At 63.9% G+C, this 22,760-nt stretch carries 24 protein-coding genes; 13 read left to right on the forward strand and 11 right to left on the reverse strand.

Annotated features, from left to right (window positions below; genetic code table 11):
- The first annotated feature begins 83 nt into the window (after positions 1-83).
- The 3 genes from rpmF (at position 84) to ASD04_RS14450 (ending at position 2,467) form a co-directional block, all read left to right on the forward strand.
- Positions 84-263: a 50S ribosomal protein L32 gene (rpmF, locus tag ASD04_RS14440; protein ID WP_056233007.1), complete on the forward strand. Its 180-nt coding sequence runs from the start codon at positions 84-86 to the stop codon at positions 261-263.
- Between the two features lie 117 nt (positions 264-380).
- Positions 381-1,781, forward strand: coding sequence for a class II fumarate hydratase (gene fumC, locus ASD04_RS14445; protein WP_056258294.1), 1,401 nt, complete (start codon positions 381-383; stop codon positions 1,779-1,781).
- A 227-nt stretch (positions 1,782-2,008) separates the two neighbouring features.
- A complete protein-coding gene (locus tag ASD04_RS14450) occupies positions 2,009-2,467 on the forward strand; it encodes a hypothetical protein (RefSeq protein ID WP_244488329.1) in 459 nt (152 codons plus the stop codon).
- A 15-nt stretch (positions 2,468-2,482) separates the two neighbouring features.
- Here the strand turns inward: ASD04_RS14450 and ASD04_RS14455 are convergent, their stop codons facing one another.
- Positions 2,483-2,698 carry a hypothetical protein gene (locus tag ASD04_RS14455; protein ID WP_056258297.1) on the reverse strand — a complete coding sequence of 72 codons (216 nt, stop codon included), beginning with the start codon at positions 2,696-2,698 and terminating at the stop codon, positions 2,483-2,485.
- A gap of 181 nt (positions 2,699-2,879) precedes the next feature.
- On the reverse strand, positions 2,880-3,647 hold the full coding sequence (gene gloB, locus ASD04_RS14460; RefSeq protein ID WP_056258298.1) for a hydroxyacylglutathione hydrolase: 768 nt from the start codon (positions 3,645-3,647) through the stop codon (positions 2,880-2,882).
- A 101-nt stretch (positions 3,648-3,748) separates the two neighbouring features.
- On the opposite strand from gloB, the gene ASD04_RS14465 reads away from it, so the two are divergent.
- The 3 genes from ASD04_RS14465 (at position 3,749) to ASD04_RS14475 (ending at position 6,730) form a co-directional block, all read left to right on the forward strand.
- Positions 3,749-4,513 carry a class I SAM-dependent methyltransferase gene (locus ASD04_RS14465; protein WP_056258302.1) on the forward strand — a complete coding sequence of 255 codons (765 nt, stop codon included), beginning with the start codon at positions 3,749-3,751 and terminating at the stop codon, positions 4,511-4,513.
- A 151-nt stretch (positions 4,514-4,664) separates the two neighbouring features.
- A complete protein-coding gene (gene hisC / locus ASD04_RS14470) occupies positions 4,665-5,762 on the forward strand; it encodes a histidinol-phosphate transaminase (protein ID WP_056258486.1) in 1,098 nt (365 codons plus the stop codon).
- A complete protein-coding gene (locus tag ASD04_RS14475) occupies positions 5,759-6,730 on the forward strand; it encodes a prephenate/arogenate dehydrogenase family protein (protein WP_056258305.1) in 972 nt (323 codons plus the stop codon). Before hisC ends, ASD04_RS14475 begins: the two co-directional genes overlap by 4 nt.
- Here ASD04_RS14475 and ASD04_RS14480 read toward each other — a convergent pair.
- Entirely contained in the window at positions 6,727-7,698 is a 972-nt protein-coding gene (locus ASD04_RS14480) for a DUF2125 domain-containing protein (protein WP_056258308.1), read from the reverse strand. The genes ASD04_RS14475 and ASD04_RS14480 overlap by 4 nt on opposite strands.
- A gap of 166 nt (positions 7,699-7,864) precedes the next feature.
- Between ASD04_RS14480 and ASD04_RS14485 the strand changes: the two genes are divergently transcribed.
- The gene (locus tag ASD04_RS14485) at positions 7,865-8,419 is read left to right on the forward strand and encodes a gamma-glutamylcyclotransferase (protein ID WP_056258489.1); all 555 of its coding nucleotides are present in this window, start codon (positions 7,865-7,867) and stop codon (positions 8,417-8,419) included.
- On the opposite strand, the gene ASD04_RS14490 is transcribed toward ASD04_RS14485, so the two are convergent.
- Positions 8,416-9,174: a transglycosylase domain-containing protein gene (locus ASD04_RS14490; RefSeq protein ID WP_244488330.1), complete on the reverse strand. Its 759-nt coding sequence runs from the start codon at positions 9,172-9,174 to the stop codon at positions 8,416-8,418. The genes ASD04_RS14485 and ASD04_RS14490 overlap by 4 nt on opposite strands.
- A 41-nt stretch (positions 9,175-9,215) precedes the next feature.
- Between ASD04_RS14490 and ASD04_RS14495 the strand changes: the two genes are divergently transcribed.
- From ASD04_RS14495 to ASD04_RS14505, 3 genes are read left to right on the forward strand one after another with little or no spacing between them, the layout of a single operon-like run.
- The gene (locus ASD04_RS14495) at positions 9,216-10,118 is read left to right on the forward strand and encodes a polyprenyl synthetase family protein (RefSeq protein WP_056258311.1); all 903 of its coding nucleotides are present in this window, start codon (positions 9,216-9,218) and stop codon (positions 10,116-10,118) included.
- Positions 10,119-10,120: 2 nt separating this feature from the next.
- A complete protein-coding gene (locus tag ASD04_RS14500; RefSeq protein WP_056258314.1) occupies positions 10,121-10,756 on the forward strand; it encodes an MOSC domain-containing protein in 636 nt (211 codons plus the stop codon).
- Positions 10,757-10,766: 10 nt separating this feature from the next.
- Positions 10,767-11,249 carry a YbaK/EbsC family protein gene (locus tag ASD04_RS14505; RefSeq protein WP_056258317.1) on the forward strand — a complete coding sequence of 161 codons (483 nt, stop codon included), beginning with the start codon at positions 10,767-10,769 and terminating at the stop codon, positions 11,247-11,249.
- Positions 11,250-11,357: 108 nt separating this feature from the next.
- Here ASD04_RS14505 and ispG read toward each other — a convergent pair whose 3' ends face one another.
- Entirely contained in the window at positions 11,358-12,599 is a 1,242-nt protein-coding gene (gene ispG / locus ASD04_RS14510) for a flavodoxin-dependent (E)-4-hydroxy-3-methylbut-2-enyl-diphosphate synthase (protein WP_056258319.1), read from the reverse strand.
- Positions 12,600-12,731: 132 nt separating this feature from the next.
- Here ispG and ASD04_RS14515 point away from each other — a divergent pair, with 132 nt between their 5' ends.
- From ASD04_RS14515 to ASD04_RS14525, 3 genes are all read left to right on the forward strand, one after another.
- Positions 12,732-13,025 carry a DUF1232 domain-containing protein gene (locus ASD04_RS14515; RefSeq protein WP_056258322.1) on the forward strand — a complete coding sequence of 98 codons (294 nt, stop codon included), beginning with the start codon at positions 12,732-12,734 and terminating at the stop codon, positions 13,023-13,025.
- 242 nt (positions 13,026-13,267) lie between these two features.
- Complete coding sequence (locus tag ASD04_RS14520; protein ID WP_056258325.1) at positions 13,268-13,477, forward strand: hypothetical protein; 210 nt, start codon at positions 13,268-13,270, stop codon at positions 13,475-13,477.
- 197 nt (positions 13,478-13,674) lie between these two features.
- Positions 13,675-14,118: a GreA/GreB family elongation factor gene (locus tag ASD04_RS14525; protein ID WP_056258327.1), complete on the forward strand. Its 444-nt coding sequence runs from the start codon at positions 13,675-13,677 to the stop codon at positions 14,116-14,118.
- A gap of 40 nt (positions 14,119-14,158) precedes the next feature.
- On the opposite strand, the gene pyc is transcribed toward ASD04_RS14525, so the two are convergent.
- The 6 genes from pyc to ASD04_RS14555 form a co-directional block, all read right to left on the reverse strand.
- Complete coding sequence (gene pyc / locus ASD04_RS14530; protein ID WP_056258330.1) at positions 14,159-17,599, reverse strand: pyruvate carboxylase; 3,441 nt, start codon at positions 17,597-17,599, stop codon at positions 14,159-14,161.
- 102 nt (positions 17,600-17,701) lie between these two features.
- Positions 17,702-18,118, reverse strand: a complete 417-nt coding sequence (locus ASD04_RS14535; RefSeq protein ID WP_056258333.1) for a TIGR01244 family sulfur transferase — start codon at positions 18,116-18,118, stop codon at positions 17,702-17,704.
- Positions 18,119-18,218: 100 nt separating this feature from the next.
- Entirely contained in the window at positions 18,219-19,265 is a 1,047-nt protein-coding gene (locus ASD04_RS14540) for a betaine/proline/choline family ABC transporter ATP-binding protein (protein ID WP_056258335.1), read from the reverse strand.
- 1 nt (position 19,266) lies between these two features.
- Positions 19,267-20,136 (reverse strand): proline/glycine betaine ABC transporter permease, encoded by an 870-nt coding sequence (locus tag ASD04_RS14545; protein WP_056258337.1) that lies wholly within the window; start codon positions 20,134-20,136, stop codon positions 19,267-19,269.
- A 130-nt stretch (positions 20,137-20,266) separates the two neighbouring features.
- Positions 20,267-21,295 (reverse strand): ABC transporter substrate-binding protein, encoded by a 1,029-nt coding sequence (locus ASD04_RS14550; protein WP_056258339.1) that lies wholly within the window; start codon positions 21,293-21,295, stop codon positions 20,267-20,269.
- A 259-nt stretch (positions 21,296-21,554) separates the two neighbouring features.
- Positions 21,555-22,583, reverse strand: a complete 1,029-nt coding sequence (locus tag ASD04_RS14555; protein ID WP_056258342.1) for a glycine betaine ABC transporter substrate-binding protein — start codon at positions 22,581-22,583, stop codon at positions 21,555-21,557.
- Positions 22,584-22,760 lie beyond the last annotated feature (177 nt).

The following is a 22,760-nucleotide window of genomic DNA, read 5'->3' on the forward strand; positions in this document are numbered from 1 at the left end:
CTATAGAGCCGAGCAATCCCTTTCAGAGATGAACTCTCTGGGCCGCTCTGCGGCGCAACGATATTGAATTCGGAGTACCGACCATGGCAGTGCCAAAACGAAAGACCTCGCCGATGAAGCGCGGCTTCCGCCGCTCGGCCGACGCTCTTGCCACCGCATCCTATGTCGAGGACAAGGATTCGGGCGAGCTGCGCCGCCCGCATCACGTCGACCTCAAGACCGGCATGTATCGCGGCCGGCAGATTCTCGACGTCAAGAAATAAGCCGAAAGGCGGTTTGGCGCTCATGCGCTCGATCTGATATTCGACGGCCGGTCCTGCAAGGGATCGGCCGTTTTGCTTTGTTCGCCGCCCCGGCGCGGCATTTCTACGGAGAATGGGATGAGCACGCGCGTTGAATCGGACACGATGGGCACCATCGAGGTCCCCGCCGACAAATATTACGGCGCGCAGACCGCTCGCAGCCTGATGAATTTCGATATTGGTGGCGAAAAGATGCCGACCGAGATCGTCACTGCCTTCGGTGTACTGAAGAAAGCCGCCGCCCTCGCCAATCACAAGCTCGGCCTGCTCGACGAAAAGACCCGCGACCTGATCGTCGCCGCGGCCGACGAAGTGATCGCCGGCAAGCTGGCCGACCACTTCCCGCTCGTCGTCTGGCAGACCGGCTCGGGCACCCAGTCCAACATGAATGTCAACGAGGTCATTTCCAACCGCGCCATCGAGATGGCGGGCGGCACCATGGGTTCCAAGAAGCCCGTGCATCCCAATGACCATGTCAATATGAGCCAGTCGTCCAACGACACCTATCCCACGGCCATGCATATCGCCGCTGTCGAGGCACTGGAAAATTACCTCTTCCCGCGCGTGGCTCTGCTGCGCGACACGCTCCATGCCAAGTCCGAGCAGTTCATGGATGTGGTCAAGATCGGCCGCACCCATTTGCAGGACGCCACGCCCCTGACCCTGGGCCAGGAAATCTCCGGCTGGGTCGCCCAGATCGACTATGCCGTCGCCGCCATCAAGGCCACCCTGCCCCAGCTCAGGGAATTGGCCCTGGGCGGCACCGCTGTCGGCACCGGCCTCAATGCCCATCCCGACTATGCCGTCGCGGTGGCCAAGGAAATCGCCACGCTGACCGGCCATGATTTCGTCACCGGGCCGAACAAGTTCGCACTGCTGGCCGGCCACGACGCCTTTGTCGGCACGTCCGGCGCGCTGAAGCAGCTCGCCGTTGCCTTCATGAAGATCGCCAATGACGTGCGCTGGCTGGCCTCAGGGCCCCGCTCGGGCCTGGGCGAGCTGACCATCCCCGAAAACGAGCCCGGCTCGTCCATCATGCCGGGCAAGGTCAACCCGACCCAGTCCGAAGCCATGACCATGGTCGTCGCCCATGTCATGGGCAATGACGCCGCGATCGGTTTTGCAGCGAGCCAGGGCAATTTCGAGCTGAACGTGTTCAAGCCCGTCATCGCCTACAATTTCCTGCAGGCCGTGCGCCTGCTGGCCGACAGCGCCAAGAGCTTCAACGACAATTGCGCCGTGGGCATCGAGCCCGACCGCAAGCGCATCAAGCAACTGGTCGACCAGTCGCTGATGCTGGTCACCGCGCTCAACCGCAAGATCGGCTACGACAACGCCGCCAAGATCGCCAAGACCGCCCACAAGAACGGCTCCACCTTGCGCGAAACGGCCATCGCGCTGGGCTTGCTGACAGGCGAGGAATTCGACGCCGAAGTGAAGCCCGAACAGATGGTCGGTCCGCTCAAGCTGAAGAAGTAAGCCCCCATCTCCTACCCCTCTCCCCTTGAGGGAGAGGGTGGTTCTTCCGCGTTCAGCGGAAGAACCGGGTGAGGGGTGCTGCGCTCGCCCATGCTTCAATGCGGATGGATAACTCGTGACCCCTCATCCGCCCTTCGGGCACCTTCTCCCTCAAGGGGAGAAGTAGGCACTCTTTGCTGCGGACCGCCAATCTGGCATGGTCCGCACAGGGAACAAGGAGAGCCAACTTGGTTGAACATGTCTATGTGCCACCGACCGGCGCCGCGCCGCGCCGCGCCGGCCCGTTCATTCCGCCTCTGCTGATCGTGCCGTTCCTGGTCTACAACCTGGTCGTCTTCATCTTCCTGGGCGGCAACCCGGCCGGCTGGAGCAATACGGCCTTTTCCATCCCCATGGTCTCGGGCGTGCCATGGGCCGTCTCCATCGGCGACCTGCTGGTCGTCGGCTCACTGATCCTCTTATTCTTCGAACTGCTGAAATCCACCCGGATCGGCACGGTCTCCATCCTCGAGCACATGCTCTCGATGATCGTCTTCGTGGTGATCCTGGTCGAATTCCTGCTGCTCGGCGCGGCATCGAGCTCGGTGTTCTTCATCCTGCTCGTCATGTCATTGATCGATGTCGTGGCCGGCTTCACCATGTCCATCACGTCAGCCACGCGCGACATGAGCATGGCAGGCCACTAGGCCCGCACTCAGGGCTCAGGCGACGATGCTCGTCCGAAATCCCATCGGCATGCGCTTGATACCGGCCCTGGCGCCATCGGCATAAGCCCCGATGGCGCCTTCGGCATTGCCACGCCGGCGCGCGCGCTGCGGCGCCAGATTGTTGCGTTCGGCGAGCAGCTGGCTGACGAAGGCGGCCGTGGTTTGGTTGCGCCGCAGCGAAGGGCGCGGGCGCGCGGCTTCGATCAACATCGGCAACCCGGCTTGCTTTGTTTCAGAACTGGCCATCTTTTGCCTCGCTTGTCTCAAAGCGGGCCAGCTTGTCTCAAAATGAAACAGAGGATCTGGCCCTGTGCCCTATTAGGGGCAATCGGCGTGCCAGATGCTAACGTTTTGTTAACGGTTTCCGCTCCCAAAGCGCGAAATGGTTAAATCAGAAATTGTCCTTGCCCTTGCGAATGGCCGCAAACACCTCGGCCGGGTCGGCGCCTTCGAGGCCATAATGCTTTGCCAATGCCGGATCGTCGGCGCGCAGGAACGGATTGGCCGCCTTGTCCTCGCCGAGCAGGAACGGGATTGTCGCCCGCCCGGCCTCGCGCAAGGCTGCCACCTCGGCCGCCCGCGTCTGCAGGGCTGCATTATCAGGGTCGATCGACAACGCGAATTTGGCATTGCTGGCGGTATATTCGTGGCCGCAATAAACCAGCGTATCGTCGGGCAATTCGCGCAGGGCCCTGACCCCGTCCCACATCGGCCCCGGCGTCCCCTCGAACATGCGCCCGACCCCGAGCGAAAACAGCGCATCGGCGGTGAACAGGTGCTTGCCCGCTTTGTCGTGGAAGACGATATGGCCCAGCGTATGGCCCGGCGCGTCATAGACGTCGAACGTGGTCTCGCCCAGGCGCAACCTATCGCCACCGGCCACCAGTTCATCGAGATCGGCGATCTTGTCTGCTTCGCCTCGCGGCCCGACCACCCTGGCGCCGAATTCCGCCTTGAGCTCGGGAATAGCCTCGACATGGTCGATATGATGATGGGTGATGAAGATGTCGGTCAGCGCCCAGCCGCGATGCACCAGCCCATTGCGGATAGCCGCCGCTTCCGGCGCATCGATGGCCGCGGTGCGGCCGCTTGCCGTGTCATGCACCAGATAGCCGAAATTGTCGCTCCGGGCAGGAAACACATCGACGATCAGACTCATGGGGGCACTCCGAAGCAGGGAGGTTGAAAGCTAGGGGCGCTGGCGCCACATGACAACCGCCCCGTTGGACAAGTTCTTGGGAAAGCGGCAGAGTTGCAGCCATGACCGCCGACGTCACCCGCCTCATCGCCTATTACAAATCTCCGCTGGGGCGCATTTCGCGCGCACTGGTGCGCGAGCAGGTTCTCGGGCTGGCCGGTGACGTGGCGGGCAAGCGCATCCTGGGGCTGGGCTTTGCCACCCCCTATATGCGCTTCACCCTGGAGAGGGCCGAGCGCGTACTGGCCTTCATGCCGGCGCGGCAGGGCGCCTCTGCCTGGCCGCGCGAAGGCCCGTCCCATACCGTGCTCTGCGATCCGCTGGAAATGCCGCTGACCGACGCGGCCATCGACCTTACCGTAGCCATCCACGCGCTGGAGCATGTCGCCGACGCCGAGGAACTGATGCGCGAACTGTGGCGCATCACCGCGCCGAACGGGCACCTGCTCCTCGTGGTGCCGCGCCGCAGGGGCATCTGGGCGCAGCGCGACAACACGCCCTTCGGCTCGGGCAATCCCTATTCCGGCGGCCAGCTTGATAAACTCCTGCGCGACCACAGCTTCGTCCCCGAAGCCTGGCGCGATGGCCTGTTCCTGCCGCCGTTCCAATCGTCGCTGGTGCTCAAATCCACTCGCTTCTTCGAGCGGGTCGGACGGCTGTTCGGCCCGGCCATGAGCGGGGTCATCTGCGTCCGCGCCCGCAAGGAGGCTTTCCCGGCGGTGCCGCGCCGCAAGCGCGAGGAACGCTTCGTGCGCGTACCAGGCCTGAGCACCGCGACCGCGCGGTCAAGCTGGAGCAAAGGGAGATTCCCGCTTTCGCGGGAATGACGTTGTGGGTTGATCAGCAGCCGTGGCGCATGTCCACCGCGTCATTCCCGCGAAAGCGGGAATCTCCCTTGCCTCCCCTCACGTGTCACCCTTTGCCTTCCCCTCTCACTTTGACTATGGTCCGCGCGGTTTTTCCGCCCAGATTGGCATCATGTCCGACGACACTATCCGCCCCACACCGCAGCCCGGCATTCTCGACGTTGCACCCTACCTGCCCGGCAAGTCGGGCGCACCGGGCAGCAATGCAATCAAGCTCTCGGCCAATGAAAGCCCCCTCGGCGCCAGCCCCAAGGCCGTGGAAGCCTTCCGCTCGGCCGCCGATCACCTCGAAATCTATCCCGAGGGCTCCTCGAAAATCCTGCGCGCGGCTCTGGCCGAAGTGCATGGCATCGACCCTGATCGCATAGTCTGCGGCAATGGCTCGGACGACCTGCTGCACCTGCTGGCCCAGACCTATCTCGGCGAAGGCGACGAGGCAGTGATGAACCGCTACGGCTTCTCGGTCTATCCCATTATCACCAAGGCGACCGGCGCCAGTATCGTCATGGTCGAGGAGACCGACTATACCGCCGACGTCGATGCCATGCTGGCGGCCGTGACGGAGAAGACGAAGGTCATCTGGCTGGCCAATCCCAACAATCCTACCGGCACCTATCTCAGCGACGCCGAAGTGCGGCGGCTGCATGCCGGTTTGCGCCCCGACATCCTCCTCGTCATCGACAGCGCCTATGCCGAATATGTTACCGCCGCCGATTATTCGGTCGGCCTCGATCTCGTGGGCGAGGCGAGCAATGTCGTCATGGTCCGCACCTTCTCCAAGATGGGGCTGGCTGCCGCGCGCATCGGCTGGATGGTGGGCCCGGCCCCTGTCGTCGACGCCATCAACCGCATCCGGGGCCCGTTCAACGTCAACCTGCCAGCGCAACTGGCGGGCGCTGCCGCCACGCACGATGTGGAGTTCAACGCCCGACTCAAGGCCCACAACGCCAAATGGCGCGAATGGTTGACGGCGGAACTCCATTCCAATTCCATGCGCGTCGTGCCCAGCCAGGCCAATTTCATCATGGTGCTGTTTGCCGACGCCGAATCCGCCGCCACGGCCTTCGAGACCCTGCGCGAGCGCGGCCTCATCGTGCGCGAGATCGGCCCGTCCTACGGCATTGCCAACGGGCTGCGCATTTCCATCGGTTCCGAGCAAGCCATGCGCGGCGTCGCCGGCATCCTCAAGGCATTGGTCAAGATTTCATGAGCGTTCATTTCCGCAAACTTGCCTTGATCGGCATCGGCCTCATCGGCTCCTCCATCGCCCTGGCCGCGCGGCGGCAGGGGCTGGTCGAAGTCATTTCCATCGCCACCCGCAGGCAGGAAACCCTCGACGAAGCGCGCGAACTTGGCCTGGGTGATATCTACACGCTCGACGCCGCCGAAGCGGTGCGCGGCGCCGATCTCGTCATCATCTGCACGCCCGTAGGAACCTATGCCGACGTGATGGCAACCATCGCCCCGGCGCTGGAGCCAGGCGCCATCCTCAGCGATGTCGGCTCGGTCAAGGGTCATGTGGTCAAGACGCTGGCCCCGCTCGTTCCGGCCGGTGTCAGCTTCATTCCCGGCCACCCGCTGGCCGGCACTGAACATTCCGGCCCGTCGGCCGGCTTTGCCGAGCTCTTCTCCGGCCGCTGGTGCGTGTTGACCCCCGGCCCGGAAGTCGATCCGGCCCAGACCGAGAAGCTGGCCACCTTCTGGCGCGCCATGGGCAGCCAGGTCGAAAGCATGGATGCCGGGCATCACGACATGGTGCTGGCCATCACCAGCCATATTCCCCATCTCGTCGCCTACAATATCGTGGGCACGGTGGCCGATCTGGAGGCCGCCACGCAGTCCGAAGTCATCAAGTTCTCGGCCTCCGGCTTCCGCGATTTCACCCGCATCGCCGCTTCGGACCCGGTGATGTGGCGCGACGTGTTCCTGACCAATCGCGAGGCGGTGCTCGAAATGCTCGGCCGCTTCCTCGAAGATCTCTCGGCCTTGCAGCGCTCGGTGCGCACCGGCGACGGCCCGGCGCTGGAAGCCCTGTTCACCCGCACGCGCGCCATCCGCCGCTCGATCATCTCGGCGGGGCAGGAAACCGCCGCACCCGATTTCGGCCGCACCCATGAAGCGCCGCCCGCGCCTGAAGTCCCCTTCGTGCGCGAACATGGCGGCGGCGACGACGCCTAGAACAGCGGCGGGACGGCGGCGATCGGCAGCAGCCCGGAGAACATGGCGCCGGCGCGGAAATTGATCTGGTTGGCATGCGAGCCATCCGGCCGCGGCGAGCCCAGCACCAGCGTCCGCCAAGGCTCCTGCAGCATCGGCCCGATGCGTTCGGCGACGCCGGTCGAGGTGACGGCAATTTCGCCATCGAGCTGGCCCTGCGGATCGAGCCGTATCTCACCGGTGGCGTCGAGCGTCGAGGTGGCATCGGTGCCGTGTATCGACACGACATTGAGCTTGCCGCCCGCCTGCTGCATGGCCGCCAGCAGCATCGGATCGCCCCAGTTCCTGACATCGTCGGGCAGGCCGGAAAGTTCGAGCTGCACCTCAGCATTGGTGTCCGTGAGCGTCAACCCCGGCCAGGCCGCGGTCTCCGCCCGCGCATAGAGCGCCAGCGCCGCCAGATGGCGCTCGGCATCGTGCTGCTCGGGAATATCGAACAGATGCACTTCCGCCAGCGGGCTCTGCGCGATCACCGCATCGCCGAACAGCGCATCGGTCCACACCAGGCCGGTGCCCGAGACCGAGGCACGGGCAATGCGCCAGTTATCCAGCCGCACGCTGGCTTCGAGCGTCGACCAGGCCACGCCATTGCGCATGCCGGTAAAGCTGTCAGTCAGTTGCAGCGGCCCCTTGGCCGAGGCCAGCACATGGAATGGCGCATAGACACGAATGCTGGCGCGAATGCCGGGGACGTCCACCTCGATATCGCCAGTGACGATATGGGCCGTGACGCAATCGACATCGAAGCGGAACGGAAAGCCAGTCACGCCCAGCGCCTCGCAACTGACGCGCGGCGTGGTGACCCCATCGGCCTGCGCCAGGGCCTGGATATTCTGTTTGACCACGCCCGCCAGCACCAGCCACGCCGCGCTCCATAGCACGACGACCGCCACCACGACACTACCGAGAATGATGATTCGCTTTTTCATGGGCGGCACTCTTACCTGCGCTGGCGGCCAGACCAAAGCATCTTCATCACCAGCGGCATTTCATCGGCGGTAAATCCGGGTCGCGCCAGTATCGCATGGCTTCTATTGAGACAGCGCAATTGCCTTGGCCGGCAAGCTTGCCTAGGTTTCTGTTCAGGTTATGGCGATGCACGATACGGACGATACAGCGACCCACTGGGTCTTCGGCTACGGTTCCCTGATCTGGAATCCGGGATTTGCCCATGTTTCGGCGCAACAGGGCCTGCTCAGGGGCGCCCATCGCAGCCTCTCCATCGTCTCGCACCACCATCGCGGCACGGTCGAACGGCCGGGGCTGGTATTCGGGCTCACCCGCGGCGGTTCCTGCCGCGGCATGGTGTTCGAAGTGGCCGATGCCGACTGGAAAGACGTCTATGCCTATCTGCAGGACCGCGAGCAGGTTACGGCAGTCTATCGCGATGTCCAACGCCCGGTGCGACTGGCCGATGGCCGCACCGTCAGCGCATTGGCCTTCCTGGTCGACGAACGGCATGAGCAGTTTGCCGGCCAGTTGAGCCTCGATCAGCAGCTGGCCATGGTACGATCAGGGGTGGGCCTTTCCGGCCGCAATATCGACTACGTGCTCAATACCGCGCGCCACCTGCGCGAACTGGGCATCCGCGACCGGCAATTGATGGCGCTGGCCGACCTGCTGGCAGGCGATGCTGCCGCCGTCGCCTAGAGCGACAGCCGCCCATTCTCCCCGACACAATCGGCGCGGGCACCATATTCGATGACACGGCCCTCGATGATGGCGGCAATGCGCAACATGCCCGCCGATGGTCGCGCCGGCTGGCGCAACAGCGGATTGGGCAATGCCGTTACAAGCAGCGTCGCGGTGCGCCAATCGAGATTTTGCGGCGCGATACCGAAGGCGCGGCGCGCCCCGGCCGCCACCCCGAACTGTCCCTCGGGCCCCCATTCGGCGATGTTGAGATAAATCTCCATGATCCGCCGCTTGGGCAGCACCAGATCGATATAGAGCGCCAGCGGCACTTCCAGCGCCTTGCGGACCACGCTTTGCCCGTTCCACAAGAACAGGTTCCGCGCCACCTGCATGGTGATGGTCGAAGCGCCCCGCGCATCCTCCCCGGCCATGAAATTCTGCACCTCGTCGCGCAAGGCCCCGAAATCCACGCCCCAATGCCGGCAGAACTGGCCATCCTCGGACAGGATCACCGAAGCCTTGAGCCGGTCTGAAATATCGGCGAGATCGCGCCATTCCCGATCCACGGGGCGACCGGAGAGCGTGCGCGCCAGCATGGGCACCGAGAGTGGATCGACGAACAGATAGACCGGCGTCAGCACGACGGGAATGGCGACGAGCACGGCCATGACGAGCGCCACGGGCCGGAGGATCCGCCAGATGCCTTTGGGTTTGCCGCGTCGTACCATGCAGGTCCAATAGCGGGCGATGGCCGCAGAATCCAGTGCCACGCCACCTTGCCGCCATGCTCATGAACGGCTAGCAACAAGCCATGTACGACTTCGCCGCCGACATCGCCGACTGTGCCAAAGCCGTGGAAGCGGGGCTGGCCCAACAGCTCGATGCCGGGCGCCTCACCGGCCCCGGTCCCGCACCCGGTCGGCTGATTGCGGCCATGCGCCATGGCAGCCTGGCCGGCGGCAAGCGGCTGCGCCCGCTACTGGTTCGCCAGGCCGCGGCGATCTTCAACATTCCCGCCGCGCAGGCGCTGACGGCGGGCCTCGCGGTGGAAATGGTCCACTGCTATTCGCTGGTCCATGACGACCTGCCGGCCATGGACGATGACGACCTGCGCCGCGGCCGTCCCACCGTGCACAAGGCCTATGACGACGCCACCGCCATCCTGGCCGGCGATGGCTTGCTCACCCACGCTTTCGGCCTGCTCGCCGACCCCGCCTGCCACCCCGACCCCGCGGTGCGCATCGCACTGGTGGCCGAACTGGCTGTCGGCTCCGGCGCCGGCGGCATGGCGGGCGGACAGATGCGCGATATCGAGGGCGAACAGGCGGGCCTTTCGCCCGAGGAAATTTCTACCATGCAGGCGATGAAGACCGGCGCGCTTATCCGCGCCAGCGTCCGCATGGGCGCCATTCTGGGCGGCGCCGATGCGCGAGCGCTGTCGGTGCTCACCCTCTATGCCGAACTCGCCGGCCGCGCTTTCCAGCTTGCCGACGACATTCTCGACGTTACCGCCACGCCCGAAGCCATGGGCAAGGCCACCGGCAAGGATGCCGCGCTGGGCAAGCAGACCCTGGTTGCGACGCTCGGTCTCGAGGGCGCGCAGGCCCGATTGAACCAGACGGTCAATGAAGCATTGTCCACTCTGCGCACCTTTGGCCCCAAGGCCGACGGATTGCGCGCCACGGTGCGCTATTTCGCCAGCCGGGAGAACTGAGCTTGGCCATCCTCGCCAGCGTCAATATCGGCGCGCCCCAGCCCATTCCCGGCAAGAGCGGCAAGACCGGCATCTACAAGACCCCGGTCGAGGGCGACGTGGCCATCACGCGCGAAGGCGTGGCTGGCGATGCGGTGATGGACAGCAAGCATCACGGCGGCCGCGACCAGGCGGTCTATCTCTATTTCAGCGACGACTATCTCTGGTGGTCGGGTGAACTGGGCCGGGACATCGCGCCCGGCACCTTCGGCGAAAACTTGACCATTGGCGGCGTCGAAGGGCGCCATGTGGCGGTCGGTGATCGTTTCACCATCGATAAGCTCGTGCTCGAAGTGACCTCGCATCGCACGCCCTGCAATGTCTTTGCCCTGCGCATGGGCGATCCGAAATTCGTCCGGCGCTTCCACCGCGCCGGCCGCCCCGGCGCCTATTGCCGCGTCATCAGCGAAGGCGCGCTGCATGTCGGCCAGCCGGTGCGCTACACGCCCTTTGCCGGCGAGCGGACGAGTGTGAGCGATTTGATGGCGCTCGATGGCGTGCGCGGGCCCGACCCCGCCATTCTCCGCCGGGCGCTATTGGCGCCCGTCCACTACAAGATGCGTGCCGATTTCGAAGACAAGCTGGCGCGACTGTTCTGAAAGTTCCCCGATGAGCCTCCAATCCGTCCAGACCGACCTGGCCAGCCGCGCACCCGACCTTGCGGTGATCGTCACCGACGCCTCCACCGCCACCGTGCAACTGGCGGCCGAAGTGCATGGCGTCGAGCCGGGCCAGATTGCCAAGACCCTGTGCATCCGCGTCAGGGACGAGGAATTCCTGCTGGTGACGCGCGGCGATGCGCGGCTGGACAACCAGAAGTCCAAGGCCGCCTTTGGCGGCCGCCCGCGCATGCTGGGCGCCGAGGATGTGCTGCGCCTCACCAGCCACCAGGTCGGCGGCGTCTGCCCCTTCGGCCTGCCCGCGCCGCTGCCGATCTATCTCGATGTGTCGCTGAAGATCTATGACCTCGTGATCCCGGCGGGTGGCGACACCCACGCTTCGGTCAAGCTCACGGTCGATCGGCTGGCCGCGCTCTGCGGCAACAAATGGGCCGATGCCTGCATACCGCCGGGCGAACCCGCCGCTAGCTGAGGTTTCCGGTCAGCGCCAACGCCGCCAGCACCAGCAGCAGCATGCCGACCCAGAACCAGCGCCGCGGCGAGGACTGGAAGGGCGTGAACAGGCGCCGGAAGAAATCGCTCATTCCGCCGCCGTCTTCTGGCCCGAGCCGAACTTGCGTTCGATATAGTCGGCGACCATGACCTTGAACTGATCGGCCACGTCGGCCCCGCGCAGGGTGGCCACCTTTTCGCCATCGACAAAGACCGGGGCGGCAGGCGTCTCGCCGGTGCCGGGCAGCGAAATGCCGATATTGGCATGCTTGCTCTCGCCCGGCCCGTTGACGATGCAGCCCATGACCGCCACCGACAGCGTCTCGACGCCCGGATAGCGCTCGCGCCATTCCGGCATGGAGGTGTTAAGATGGTCCTGGATATCCTTGGCCAGTGTCTGGAACGTGGTCGAGGTGGTGCGACCGCAACCGGGGCAGGCCGCCACGACAGGCAGGAACTGGCGGAAGCCCATGGTCTGCAGCAGTTCCTGCGCCACCTTGACCTCGGTGGTGCGGTCGCCGCCCGGCTCGGGCGTCAGTGAAATGCGGATCGTGTCGCCAACGCCCTGCTGCAGCAGGATACCCAGAGCCGCCGAGGAGGCGACGATGCCCTTGGAGCCCATGCCCGCTTCGGTGAGGCCGAGATGGAGGGCATAGTCGCAGCGCGAAGCCAGGTCCTGATAGACCGCGATCAGGTGCTGGACGTCCGACACTTTGGTCGAGAGGATGATCTTGTCCCGTCCCATGCCGAGCTCTTCGGCCCGCTTTGCCGACAGCAGCGCCGACTGGATGATCGCCTCGCGCTGCACCGCCGCAGCCGAAATCGGCGCATCCGAAACCGCGTTCTCGTCCATGAGCCGGGTGAGAAGTTCTTCGTCGAGAGACCCCCAGTTGACCCCGATGCGGACCGGCTTGTCGTATCTGTTGGCGATGTCGATCAGCGTCGAGAATTGTGTATCGCGCTTGGCCTTGAAGCCGACATTGCCCGGGTTGATGCGGTATTTGGCCAGCGCCTCGGCACAGGCCGGATGGTCGGTCAGCAGCTTGTGGCCGATATAGTGAAAGTCGCCCACCAGCGGCACGTCATAGCCCATGAAGGCCAGGCGATCGCGGATGATCGGCACCGCGGCGGCCGATTCATCGCGATCCACGGTGATGCGCACGATTTCCGAACCGGCCCGCGCCAGTTGCATGACCTGCTTGACCGTCGCGTCGATATCGGCGGTATCGGTATTGGTCATCGACTGCACGACCACGGGTGCGCCGCCGCCGACCAGCACGCCCCCGACATTGACACCTACCGATTGCCTGCGCATTGCCGGGCCAGCCATGAAACACCTCTGGAGTTCTGAGGGAGAAATAAGCCCGCAAGGGTAGAGACGCAATGTTTCTCGATTGTGTCGAACGGACGCGGGCCAAGGGCCGCATCTTGAATGCGTCCGCGCAAGGACCATCTATGGGCTATGTTCAAGATGCTCCTCCCCCGCCTCGTCCTCTTTCGCAAGGAAGTCGTCCAGCTCTGGAAGGCTTTCTGGGCGCCCGAGACCCCGCTCCATCTCAAGGCCGCGACGCTGTTCGTCGCCTTCTACCTGGTCAATCCGCTCGACATCATCCCCGATGCCATCCCCCTGCTCGGCTGGGTCGATGACATGATCCTGGTGCCGTTGATGGTGAGCTGGATCGTCAGCCGCCTGCCGCGCCCGGTCTATGCCGGCAGGTATGGCAAGACGGTCGATGGCCGCGCGCGGCGGCTTTAGCCGCAGGCGATTTGACAAAGCACGTTATATGGCCATGATGCCAGCTATGAGCCGGTTTTTTACTGCTGCACGCCTGTTTGAGAGTCGCCTTCGCAAGGCAGGCTGATCGCCTGGTGTTGCTACCTGCCTGATGGGCAAGAGCGGCACCAGGACTGCATCACTTAGCTCCCCCCAAAACCTGAACATGCTCCCCATGCCACCGCGCATGGCGATGACGCATGCTGTCTGCAAGGCGACACCAAATGACGTTCAAATACTCCGTAACCCTGCCCATCAGCGGCGGCGACAAGCTGCGCCGTTTCCGGGAATGGGCCGAAAAGCACCTGCCCGAACTGAGCTATAGCCTGCCCCCGCAGACCCCGATCAAGACCGAGACCATGACCATCCGCCTGCTCAACGTCGAAGACCGGGCGCGCATCCTGCAGACGCTCGCTGCGACCCCATTGTCATGAGCTGGAAAGGAAAACCTCATGCGCAGCCTGCGCTATTGCAAATCCTGCTCCGGCCCCCGTCCACGGGCAGCCCGCCGCTGTCCCTGGTGCCACCGGCCCTATGACGGCCGGTCGTCCGGACCTGAACGTCTTTTCACCCACTTCGAGGGCGGATCAGGTGCCGATGCCGCCACGCCAACCAGGAGGCAAGAGCGCCAATGACCACGATTTCCTTGTCCGATTGGGGCCAATCGCCCCAGATACTGGTGGGTGAAAGCGAACACCGCCTGCTGACGGCCACGGCATTGACCAATATCGGCGCCGATGCCGAGCGCACCGATTTCCTGCTCTATGAGCTGGATCGCGCCCAGATCGTGCGGGATGCCCTGCTGCCCCACGATGTCGTGCGCATCGGCAGCATCGTGCACTACAGGCCGATGCCGGGCGACGAACGCATCGTCAAGCTCGTCATCCCGGAGAACGACGAGGCCGCCGGCGCCTATCGGCTCACGGTCACGTCCGTCCATGGGGCAGCCCTGCTCGGACTAAGGCCAGGCCATATCATGACCTGGCTCGACCCCGACGGCACGACACAGCGCCTCAAGGTGCTGCAGGTGACCAATCCCCTGCCCGGAGACGATCCGGGACCAATCGCAGCATAACTTTGCCAAGAGAAGAGGCCCGGATCACTCCGGGCCTTTGTTATTCGAATCTGACCAGCAAATCCTTGGCGTCGATCTGGTCGCCCGGCTTGATGAAAAGCTCGGCGATCACCCCGTCTATCTCGGCATGCAGCGCCGTTTCCATCTTCATGGCTTCAATGGAACACAGCACGTCGCCTGATGTCACATGCTGGCCTTCCTTGACGGCCAGCGTCGAGATGACGCCCGGCATTGGTGCGCCGACCTGTTTGGAGTCGCCGGGCACCGCCTTGGCCCGCACCTTGACCTCGCCGACCTTGAGGCGATCGGGCACCAGGATGGTGCGCGGCTGGCCATTGAGATCGAAGAATACCCGCACCTCGCCCTTTTCATTGGTCGGGGCGCGGCCGAGATAGTTGACGACCAGCGTCTTGCCCTTCTCGATATCGACCAGCAGTTCATCGCCCTCTTCGAGGCCGTAGAAATAGACCGGGGTTGGCAGCACTTCGGTCGGGCCGTAGCGATCCTGGGTCTTTTCGAAATCCGAATAGACCTTGGGATACATCAGGTACGAGGCGAGCCGCAGGTCGTCGATCTCGTGACCTACCTCGCCGGCGATCTTCTTGCGCTCGGCTTCGAGATCGACAGGCTTGAGATAGGAGCCCGGCCGCTCGGTCAGCGGCGTCTTGCCCTTGAGCACCTTCTTCTGCAGCGCCTTGGGGAAGCCGCCCGGCGGCTGGCCGAGGTCGCCGGCAAAGAACCCGACCACCGAGTCTGGAAAGGCGATATCCTTGTCTGGATTTTCCACGTCGGCCCGCTTGAGCCCGGCCGAGACCATGGCCAGGGCCATGTCGCCCACCACCTTGGACGATGGTGTCACCTTGACGATATCGCCGAACATCTGGTTGACGTCGGCATAGGTCTGGGCGACCTCGTGCCAGCGCGTTTCGAGCCCCAGCGAGCGCGCCTGTTCCTTGAGATTGGTGAACTGGCCGCCCGGCATTTCATGCAGGTACACTTCCGAAGCGCCACCCTTGAGGTCGCTCTCGAAGGCGCGATATTGCGTGCGCACCGCTTCCCAATAAAACGAAATCTGGCGGATCGCCTTGGCATCGAGCCCCGGATCGCGCTCGCCGCCGGCCAGCGCGGCGACGATCGAGCCCAGGGTCGGCTGGCTGGTCGTGCCGGAAAGCGCATCCATGGCCGCGTCAATCGCATCCACACCGGCTTCCACCGCCGCCAGCACCGTGGCCGACGCCGCGCCTGACGTGTCGTGGGTGTGGAGGTGGATCGGCAGGTCGATTTCCTGCTTCAGCGTCGCAATGAGCTTCCTGGCCGCGGCCGGCTTGAGCAGCCCCGCCATGTCCTTGAGGCCCAGCACATGCGCACCGGCCTTTTCGAGCTCCTTGGCCAGCCCGACATAATATTTGAGGTCGTATTTGGAGCGGTCGGGATCGAACAGATCGCCCGTATAGCAGATCACGCCCTCGGCGACCTTGCCCTCCTCGATCACGGCATCGAGCGACACCCGCATGTTCTCGACCCAGTTGAGGCAATCGAACACCCGGAACACATCGACCCCGCCGGCCGCCGCCTGCCTGACGAAGAACTTGACGACATTGTCGGCATAATTGGTGTAGCCGACGCCATTGCTGCCGCGCAGCAGCATCTGGGTCAGGATATTGGGCGCACCTTCGCGCACCTTGGCCAATCGCTCCCACGGATCCTCGTTGAGGAAGCGCATCGACACATCGAACGTCGCCCCGCCCCAGCATTCCAGCGAGAAAAGTGCAGGCAGGCCGCGAGAATAGGCCTGGGCAATCCTGGTAATATCGTAGGATCGCATGCGGGTAGCCAGCAGGCTCTGATGCGCATCTCGCATCGTCGTATCGGTGAACAGCACCCGCTTTTGGCTCTTCATCCACCGGGCCAAAGCCGCCGGGCCATCACGATCGAGAATCTGCCGGCTGCCCTCGACCGCGGCGAGAGCCGGGAATTCCGGCACCACCGGCGCCGCGGCTTCCGCGGGCGGCTTCGGCCGGTCGCGCACTTCGGGGTGCCCGTTGACCGTCACGTCGGCGATATAGCTCAGCAGCTTGGTCGCGCGATCCTTGCGCGGCTTGAAGTTGAACAGTTCCGGGGTCGTATCGATGAACCGCGTCGTATAGCGGTTCTCGACAAAGTCAGGATGGGTGATGATGTTTTCGAGGAAGGCCAGGTTGGTGGCCACGCCGCGAATGCGGAATTCGCGCAAGGCGCGATGCATGCGGGCGATGGCTTCCTCGGCCGATGGCGCCCAGCAGGTGACCTTTTCCAGCAGCGGATCGTAGAACCGGGTGATGACCGCCCCGGCATAGGCCGTGCCGCCATCCAGCCGCACGCCGAAACCGGTGGCGCCGCGATAGGCGGTGATACGGCCATAGTCGGGGATAAAATTCTGCTCGGGATCTTCCGTCGTCACCCGGCACTGGATGGCATTGCCGTTGAGCCGGATATTCTCCTGCAGCGGCACGCCCGATTCCGGCGTGCCGATCACTGCGCCATCCAGCAGGTGGATCTGCGCCTTGACGATGTCGATGCCGGTCACTTCCTCAGTGACCGTATGCTCCACCTGGATGCGCGGATTGACCTCGATGAAGTAGAACTTGTCGGTGTCGGCATCCATGAGGAATTCGACCGTGCCGGCGCCACGATAGCTGGCGGCATTGCCGAGACGGACGGCGGCATCCGTCAATTCCTTGCGCACAGCGTCGCTGAGGTAAGGCGCCGGGGCGCGCTCGACGACCTTCTGGTTGCGCCTTTGCACGGAGCAGTCGCGCTCATAGAGGTGGACCAGGTTGCCATGATCGTCACCGATCAACTGTACCTCGACATGGCGGGCCCGCTCGATCAGCTTTTCGAGATACATCTCGTCTTTGCCGAAGGCAGCCTTGGCTTCGCGCTTGCCTTCCGAGACTTCCGCGATCAGGGTCGATTCGTCCATGATGCGACGCATGCCGCGCCCGCCGCCGCCCCAGCTCGCCTTGAGCATCAGCGGATAGCCGATCTCGGCGGCTAGTTTCTTGATCTCGGCAGGATCATCAGGCAGCGCCTCGGTCGCCGGCACGACCGGCACATTGGACGCAATCGCCATGTTGCGCGCGGCAACCTTGTTGCCCAGGTCGCGCATGGTCTGCGCCCGCGGCCCAATGAAGATGATGCCGGCATCCTCGCAGGCATCGACGAATTCCGGGCTTTCCGAAAGCAGGCCGTAGCCCGGATGGATGGCATCGGCGCCCGAGATGCGGGCGATGCGGATATATTCGTCGATCTGCAGATACGCCTCGACCGGGCCCTTGCCCTTGCCGATCAGGTATGCCTCGTCGGCCTTGAAGCGGTGCAGCGCCAGCTTGTCTTCTTCGGCATAGGCGGCCACCGTCTTGAGCCCCAGCTCATTGGCGGCGCGGAATACGCGAATCGCGATTTCGCTGCGGTTGGCGACGAGGATTTTCTTGATGGGCATGTATGTCCGTCCGAGCAGGAGGGGTTATGGACCCTGACGGGTCCGGCTCAGGGTATGCGGGCGGCTGGCGACGGTTGCCCGTCCAACCGTCGAATAGAAAGTCTATGTGCGGCTGAGATGGCCTGCGAGGTGACTCATGTCGTAGCCGGCCTCGGCCGCCTCACGAATGATTTCGCTTGCCTCCATCTCCCCCGCCTGGCTCAGCGCCCACAGGGTAGTGGAGCGTGTTCCCGAACGACAGAAGCAGAAGACCGGACCCGCGCTCCCCTCGAGCACGGATTTGGTCTTTTCGACCATGTCGGGGGAAACCCCCTCACGGCCGAGCGGGATGGCATAATAGTCGAGGCCCGCGGCCTTGGCGGCCGCTTCGATAGTGGCGCTGTCCGGCTGGTCGGGCGATTCCCCATCCGGGCGATTGTTGATGATGGCGACGAAACCGGCGGCTTTGAGCGCGGCGACATCCTCGGGCCGAATCTGTCCCGAAACACTGACGCGATCGTTGATCCGCTTCAAATCCAAGTCACTACTCCCGCTGCCACATCGAGGCTTCCCCGGCCCCTTATATCCGTGCGGCCACGCCCGACGCAACTATGACTAAAGCCTACCTGTCATGAAGCTGTCAGCCTACCCCTGGCGTATGGCGGGCCAGGGCCTTGATCACCTGCTTGGCGGTGATCCTGCCGATTTGCCGCCCGTTCTCGTCCACCACCCCGACCCATTGGTGCTCGGCAAATAGCGGCAACACATCCTCGCAGCGGGCATCACGCGGCACCGATTGCGCGCATGGCTCGTGCTCGCCGACCTCCATGATCGAGCGCACATGGATGGCCCGCGCCTTGTTCACGTCGCGCACGAACTCCTCGATATGCTCATTGGCCGGCCGCAACACGATATCCTCGGGCTTGCCTATCTGCTGCACCGCACCATCCCTCAGCACGGCGATGCGGTGGCCGATCTTGAGTGCTTCATCGAAATCATGGGTGATGAACAGGATGGTCTTGCCCAGCGATTTCTGCAGCTCGATCAACTGGTCCTGCATGCCCGAGCGGATCAGGGGATCGAGTGCCGAAAAGGCCTCGTCCATGAGAATGATCTCGGTGTCGAGCGTCAATGCCCGCGCCAGCCCGACGCGCTGCTGTTGCCCGCCCGAAAGCTGGCGCGGCCGCGACTGCTCGTAGCCGGAAAGACCGACGATCTCGATCCATTTGGCCGCTTCCTTGAGCCGCTCGGCCTTGCCCACGCCGCGCACTTCGAGGCCATAGGCGACATTGTCGATAACCGACCGATGCGGCAGCAGTCCAAATTTCTGGAACACCATGGCCACCTGCGTCCGGCGATAGAGGCGCAACTGGTCCAGGCTCATCTTGAGCACATCGCTGCCATTGACCACGATCTCGCCTGCCGTCGGCTCGATCAGCCGGTTGACATGCCGGATCAGCGTCGACTTGCCCGAGCCCGACAGGCCCATGACCACGAATATCTGCCCCTTGGCGACATCCAGCGAAACATTGTCGAGCCCGACGACATGACCGGTCTCGGCCTGCACGTCGGATTTGGACCGGCCCGATTGCAGCAGCGCCAGCGCCGTCTCCGGATCGTCACCGAAAATCTTGGTCACGCCGCGCATGGCGATGGCGAGGTCGGTATGAGTATCGATCGCGTTCATGTCAGCGCACCTCCGCCAGGCCGATCCGCCCCTGCAACTGCCTGCCGAAGGATTGGGTGATGCGGTCGAAAATGATGGCGAGCACGACAATGCCCAGGCCGGCAAACAGCCCGCGGCTGACTTCGAGCCGCCCGATGCCCTGCAGCACCTGGTAGCCGAGCCCGCCTGCCCCGATCATCGAGGCGATGACCACCATGGCCAGCGCCATCATCGTGGTCTGGTTGATGCCGGCCAGGATGGTCGGCAGCGCCAGGGGGATTTGCACGCCGAACAGCCTTTGCCGCGGGTTGGTGCCGAAGGCCCGGCTGGCTTCCATCACCGCCGGATCGACCGAGCGCAGACCCAGGTCGGTCAGCCGCACCAGCGGCGGCGCGGCATAGACGATGGTGGCGATCAGCGCCGGAATCTTGCCGGGCCCGAAAATCATCACCGTGGGGATCAGATAGACGAAGCTGGGCAGCGTCTGCATCAGGTCGAGGACGGGCGTGACGACTTTGCGCACATGGAGCGAACGGCTCATCCACACCCCGACTGGAATGGACACGACAATGGCGGTGATGGTCGCGGCGATCATCAGCGCCATGGTAGTCATCGCGTCTTCCCACAGGTCCATCACCCCCAGGAACAGCAGCGACACCAGCACCATGGCCGGCAGCTTCCAGCTGCGCGTCGCCAGCCAGGCAATGCCCACCAGCACGGCCATGATCAGCCACCAGGGGGTGGCGATCAGCAGGTCTTCGATGGCCTTGAGCAGCATCAGCAGCGGATAGGCCGCCGCTTCGAATTCATCGCTCCAGTTGCGCACGACCCAGTTGAGGCCATCATCGATGGCGCGGCGCAGCGGGCGGGTATCAATCAGTTCTGGAAACACGCTTGTTCTCTTCTTCGCGCTTGGCGCGTGATGCCGGAAAGCGGTCGCCGAATGGCTCGCCTTCGGGCATCACGCGGAAAACGGCCGGGTCGAAACCCGGCCGCATCGGCTTTTCGCTGTGAGGCAACGATCAGCTAAGGCTTGCCTTGACCTTTTCGGCCACTTCGGGCGAGACCCAGCCGGTCCACAGATCTTCCTTCGTCTTGAGGAAGTTTTCTGCGGTCGCGGCAGCGTCGGCCTGGTTCTCGTCGCCATAGACCAGCAATTCGCTGATCTCGGCATTGGTGAGACCCACCTTGGAGAAATACTCGGCCACTGCTGGCGCTTCTTCCTGCAGCCAGGCGGCTGCACCGACGATGGCGGGGGAGGACGGATAGGCCGTCACGCCGGCCGGCTTGTCGCAATCCGGATCCGTATTGCAGACATAGACTTCCGGCTTGGCTTCACCCAGATCGAGCTGCACCGCGTCATACTTGCCCAGGATAGCCGTCGGCCCCCAATAGTAGAACAGGATCGGCTCTTCGCGGGTGAAAGCGCGGGCAATCGATGCGTCCAGCGCGCCGCCCGAACCGGGCGAGAACAGGTTCCAGGTGTCTTCCATGTCGAAGGCCTCGAACAGCGCCGAGGTGGACAGCTCGCAGGCCCAGCCCGGCGGGCAGGAATAGAGACGGCCCTGTTCGGGCTCTTCCGGATCGGCAAACAGGTCCGGCCGTGCGATCACCGCTTCGGCCGTGGTCAATTCGGGATGGGCTTCCTGCACATAGCGGGGTATGAACCAGCCCTCGACCGTTCCGTCCGTAATGGCATCGGACAGGGCCACCACGTCGCCCGCGGCAACGCCTTGTGCCCAGGGTTCTTCGATGGCGCTGGTCCACAGCTCCGGCGCCACGGCGGGCGTGCCGCGCGTCAGCATGGAGGAGGAGGTGGGAACGGTATCGCCGGTCACGATCTCGACGTCACAGCCGAAGCCGGCCTCGAGGATGGTGGCGTGAATATGGGCCAAGGCGGCCGCTGATGGCCAGGTCATCTCGGCAATATCGATGGTTCTATCGGTACCGCAGGCGGCGGCGTCGGTTTCCTGGGCAGTGGCGTTGAGGCTCATCGCGGACAAAAGCGCAACGGCCATCGCGGCGGCAATGCCACCGGACTTCAATATCATCAGGTCGTCTCCTGGTTTTATGTGATGACGGACCATAGATGCAGCAATACAGCCATGTCAAATCGACGATTACTTGCTGCAAAACTGTTCTTTTTGGCAATCTAAATTTGCCGGATGAACTAGAGCGGACTTGTGTACAACTAGCAATCTAGAAAAACTTGCTCATCTAAGAGGCGCCGTGGCACTGGAAAATTAAGCGACAAGCAAAAAAATATTCTCGGCCTTGATTTAGCCGCGAATTCGCCCTGTTTTCAACCGTCTAGGGCGCGATCGAGGACAGCCATGTGCCCCAGATATCCTTGCGCTCGGCAACGAAGCGCTCGGCAACGCCCTCGACGGTCGCGCCCGGTTCGTTGAGCTGGGCCAGCAGCACATTCATTTCCTTGAGCGGCAGGCTGCTGCGCTGGAAATAGGCCGCGATGGCGGGAATGTCGGTAAAGACCCATTCGGCCAGCGCCACCACCACCGTTTCGCTGGAAAAGGCGCTGGCAACAGGCGTGGGGCAGGCCAGCCGCGCCAGGCATTTGGCAGCGTCCTCATCATAGGCGCCCATGTCGAGCGCCACGAAGTTGAACTGCGCCAGCACCGCATTGGGTTGCCAGTAGTAGAACAGGAACGGCTCCTTGCGGCTCACCGCCTCGGCGATCAACGTATCCATTTCGAACCGGTTGGCCGGCTCCACCACCTCCAGCATACCCGTAAGGCCCAGCGCCCGCACCAGATTGCGGTTGATCAGCGCGCAGGCCCAATCGGCCGGACACGAAATGAACCGCACCTTGGTCCCGCCATTGAGGCTCGGCGCCGCCGCCGCTATGCCCGCCGCGCCGGTCAGTTCGGGGTGGCCCAGCGCCACATAGTCGGGCATGAACCAGCCTTCCAGCTGCGCCTCGACATAGGTGGGCGCCGCCGGTCGCAGCATCTGTGCCTCGATGCCGGCATTCCACACATCGGCAATGCGAGTGACCCACATTTCGGGCGCCACCGCTGGCTGCCCGGTCGACCCCATCGACGACCCAGTAGCCGCCAGATCCCCCGGCGTGACCCGCGTCTCGCAGCCGAATTCGCGCTTGAGGACGAGGGCATGGATTTCGGCCAGCAGTTCGGCCGAAGGCCAGCTCATCCGGGCGATGCTGAGCGGCTGGGTGCCGCAGGGCGGGGGCGGCGCGACGGCCTCCTGGGGCGCCGCATCCTGGGCCTGGTCAAGCACGGTGATCTGGGCAAAAGCGGGTCCCGTCGCCAGCAGGGCCAACACCAGGACCACCACCTTGCCCAATAGCTTTGCCATCATGGCCGCCACTCCCTCATCAGGCTTCCACTCCATGCAAAAACCCGCCCGTTAAGCAACAGCAGCAGCAAGCTGATTTGCCAATCAATACCCGGTGACTCCCGCTTATCAAATGTGCAACAGTCGCTTTCAGCGGGGCGCGGGTTGCGCCCCCTTTATCGCGTCGTTTCGTACGGAAGA

It is taken from the genome of Devosia sp. Root436, assembly GCF_001426345.1.
GTDB lineage: Bacteria > Pseudomonadota > Alphaproteobacteria > Rhizobiales > Devosiaceae > Devosia.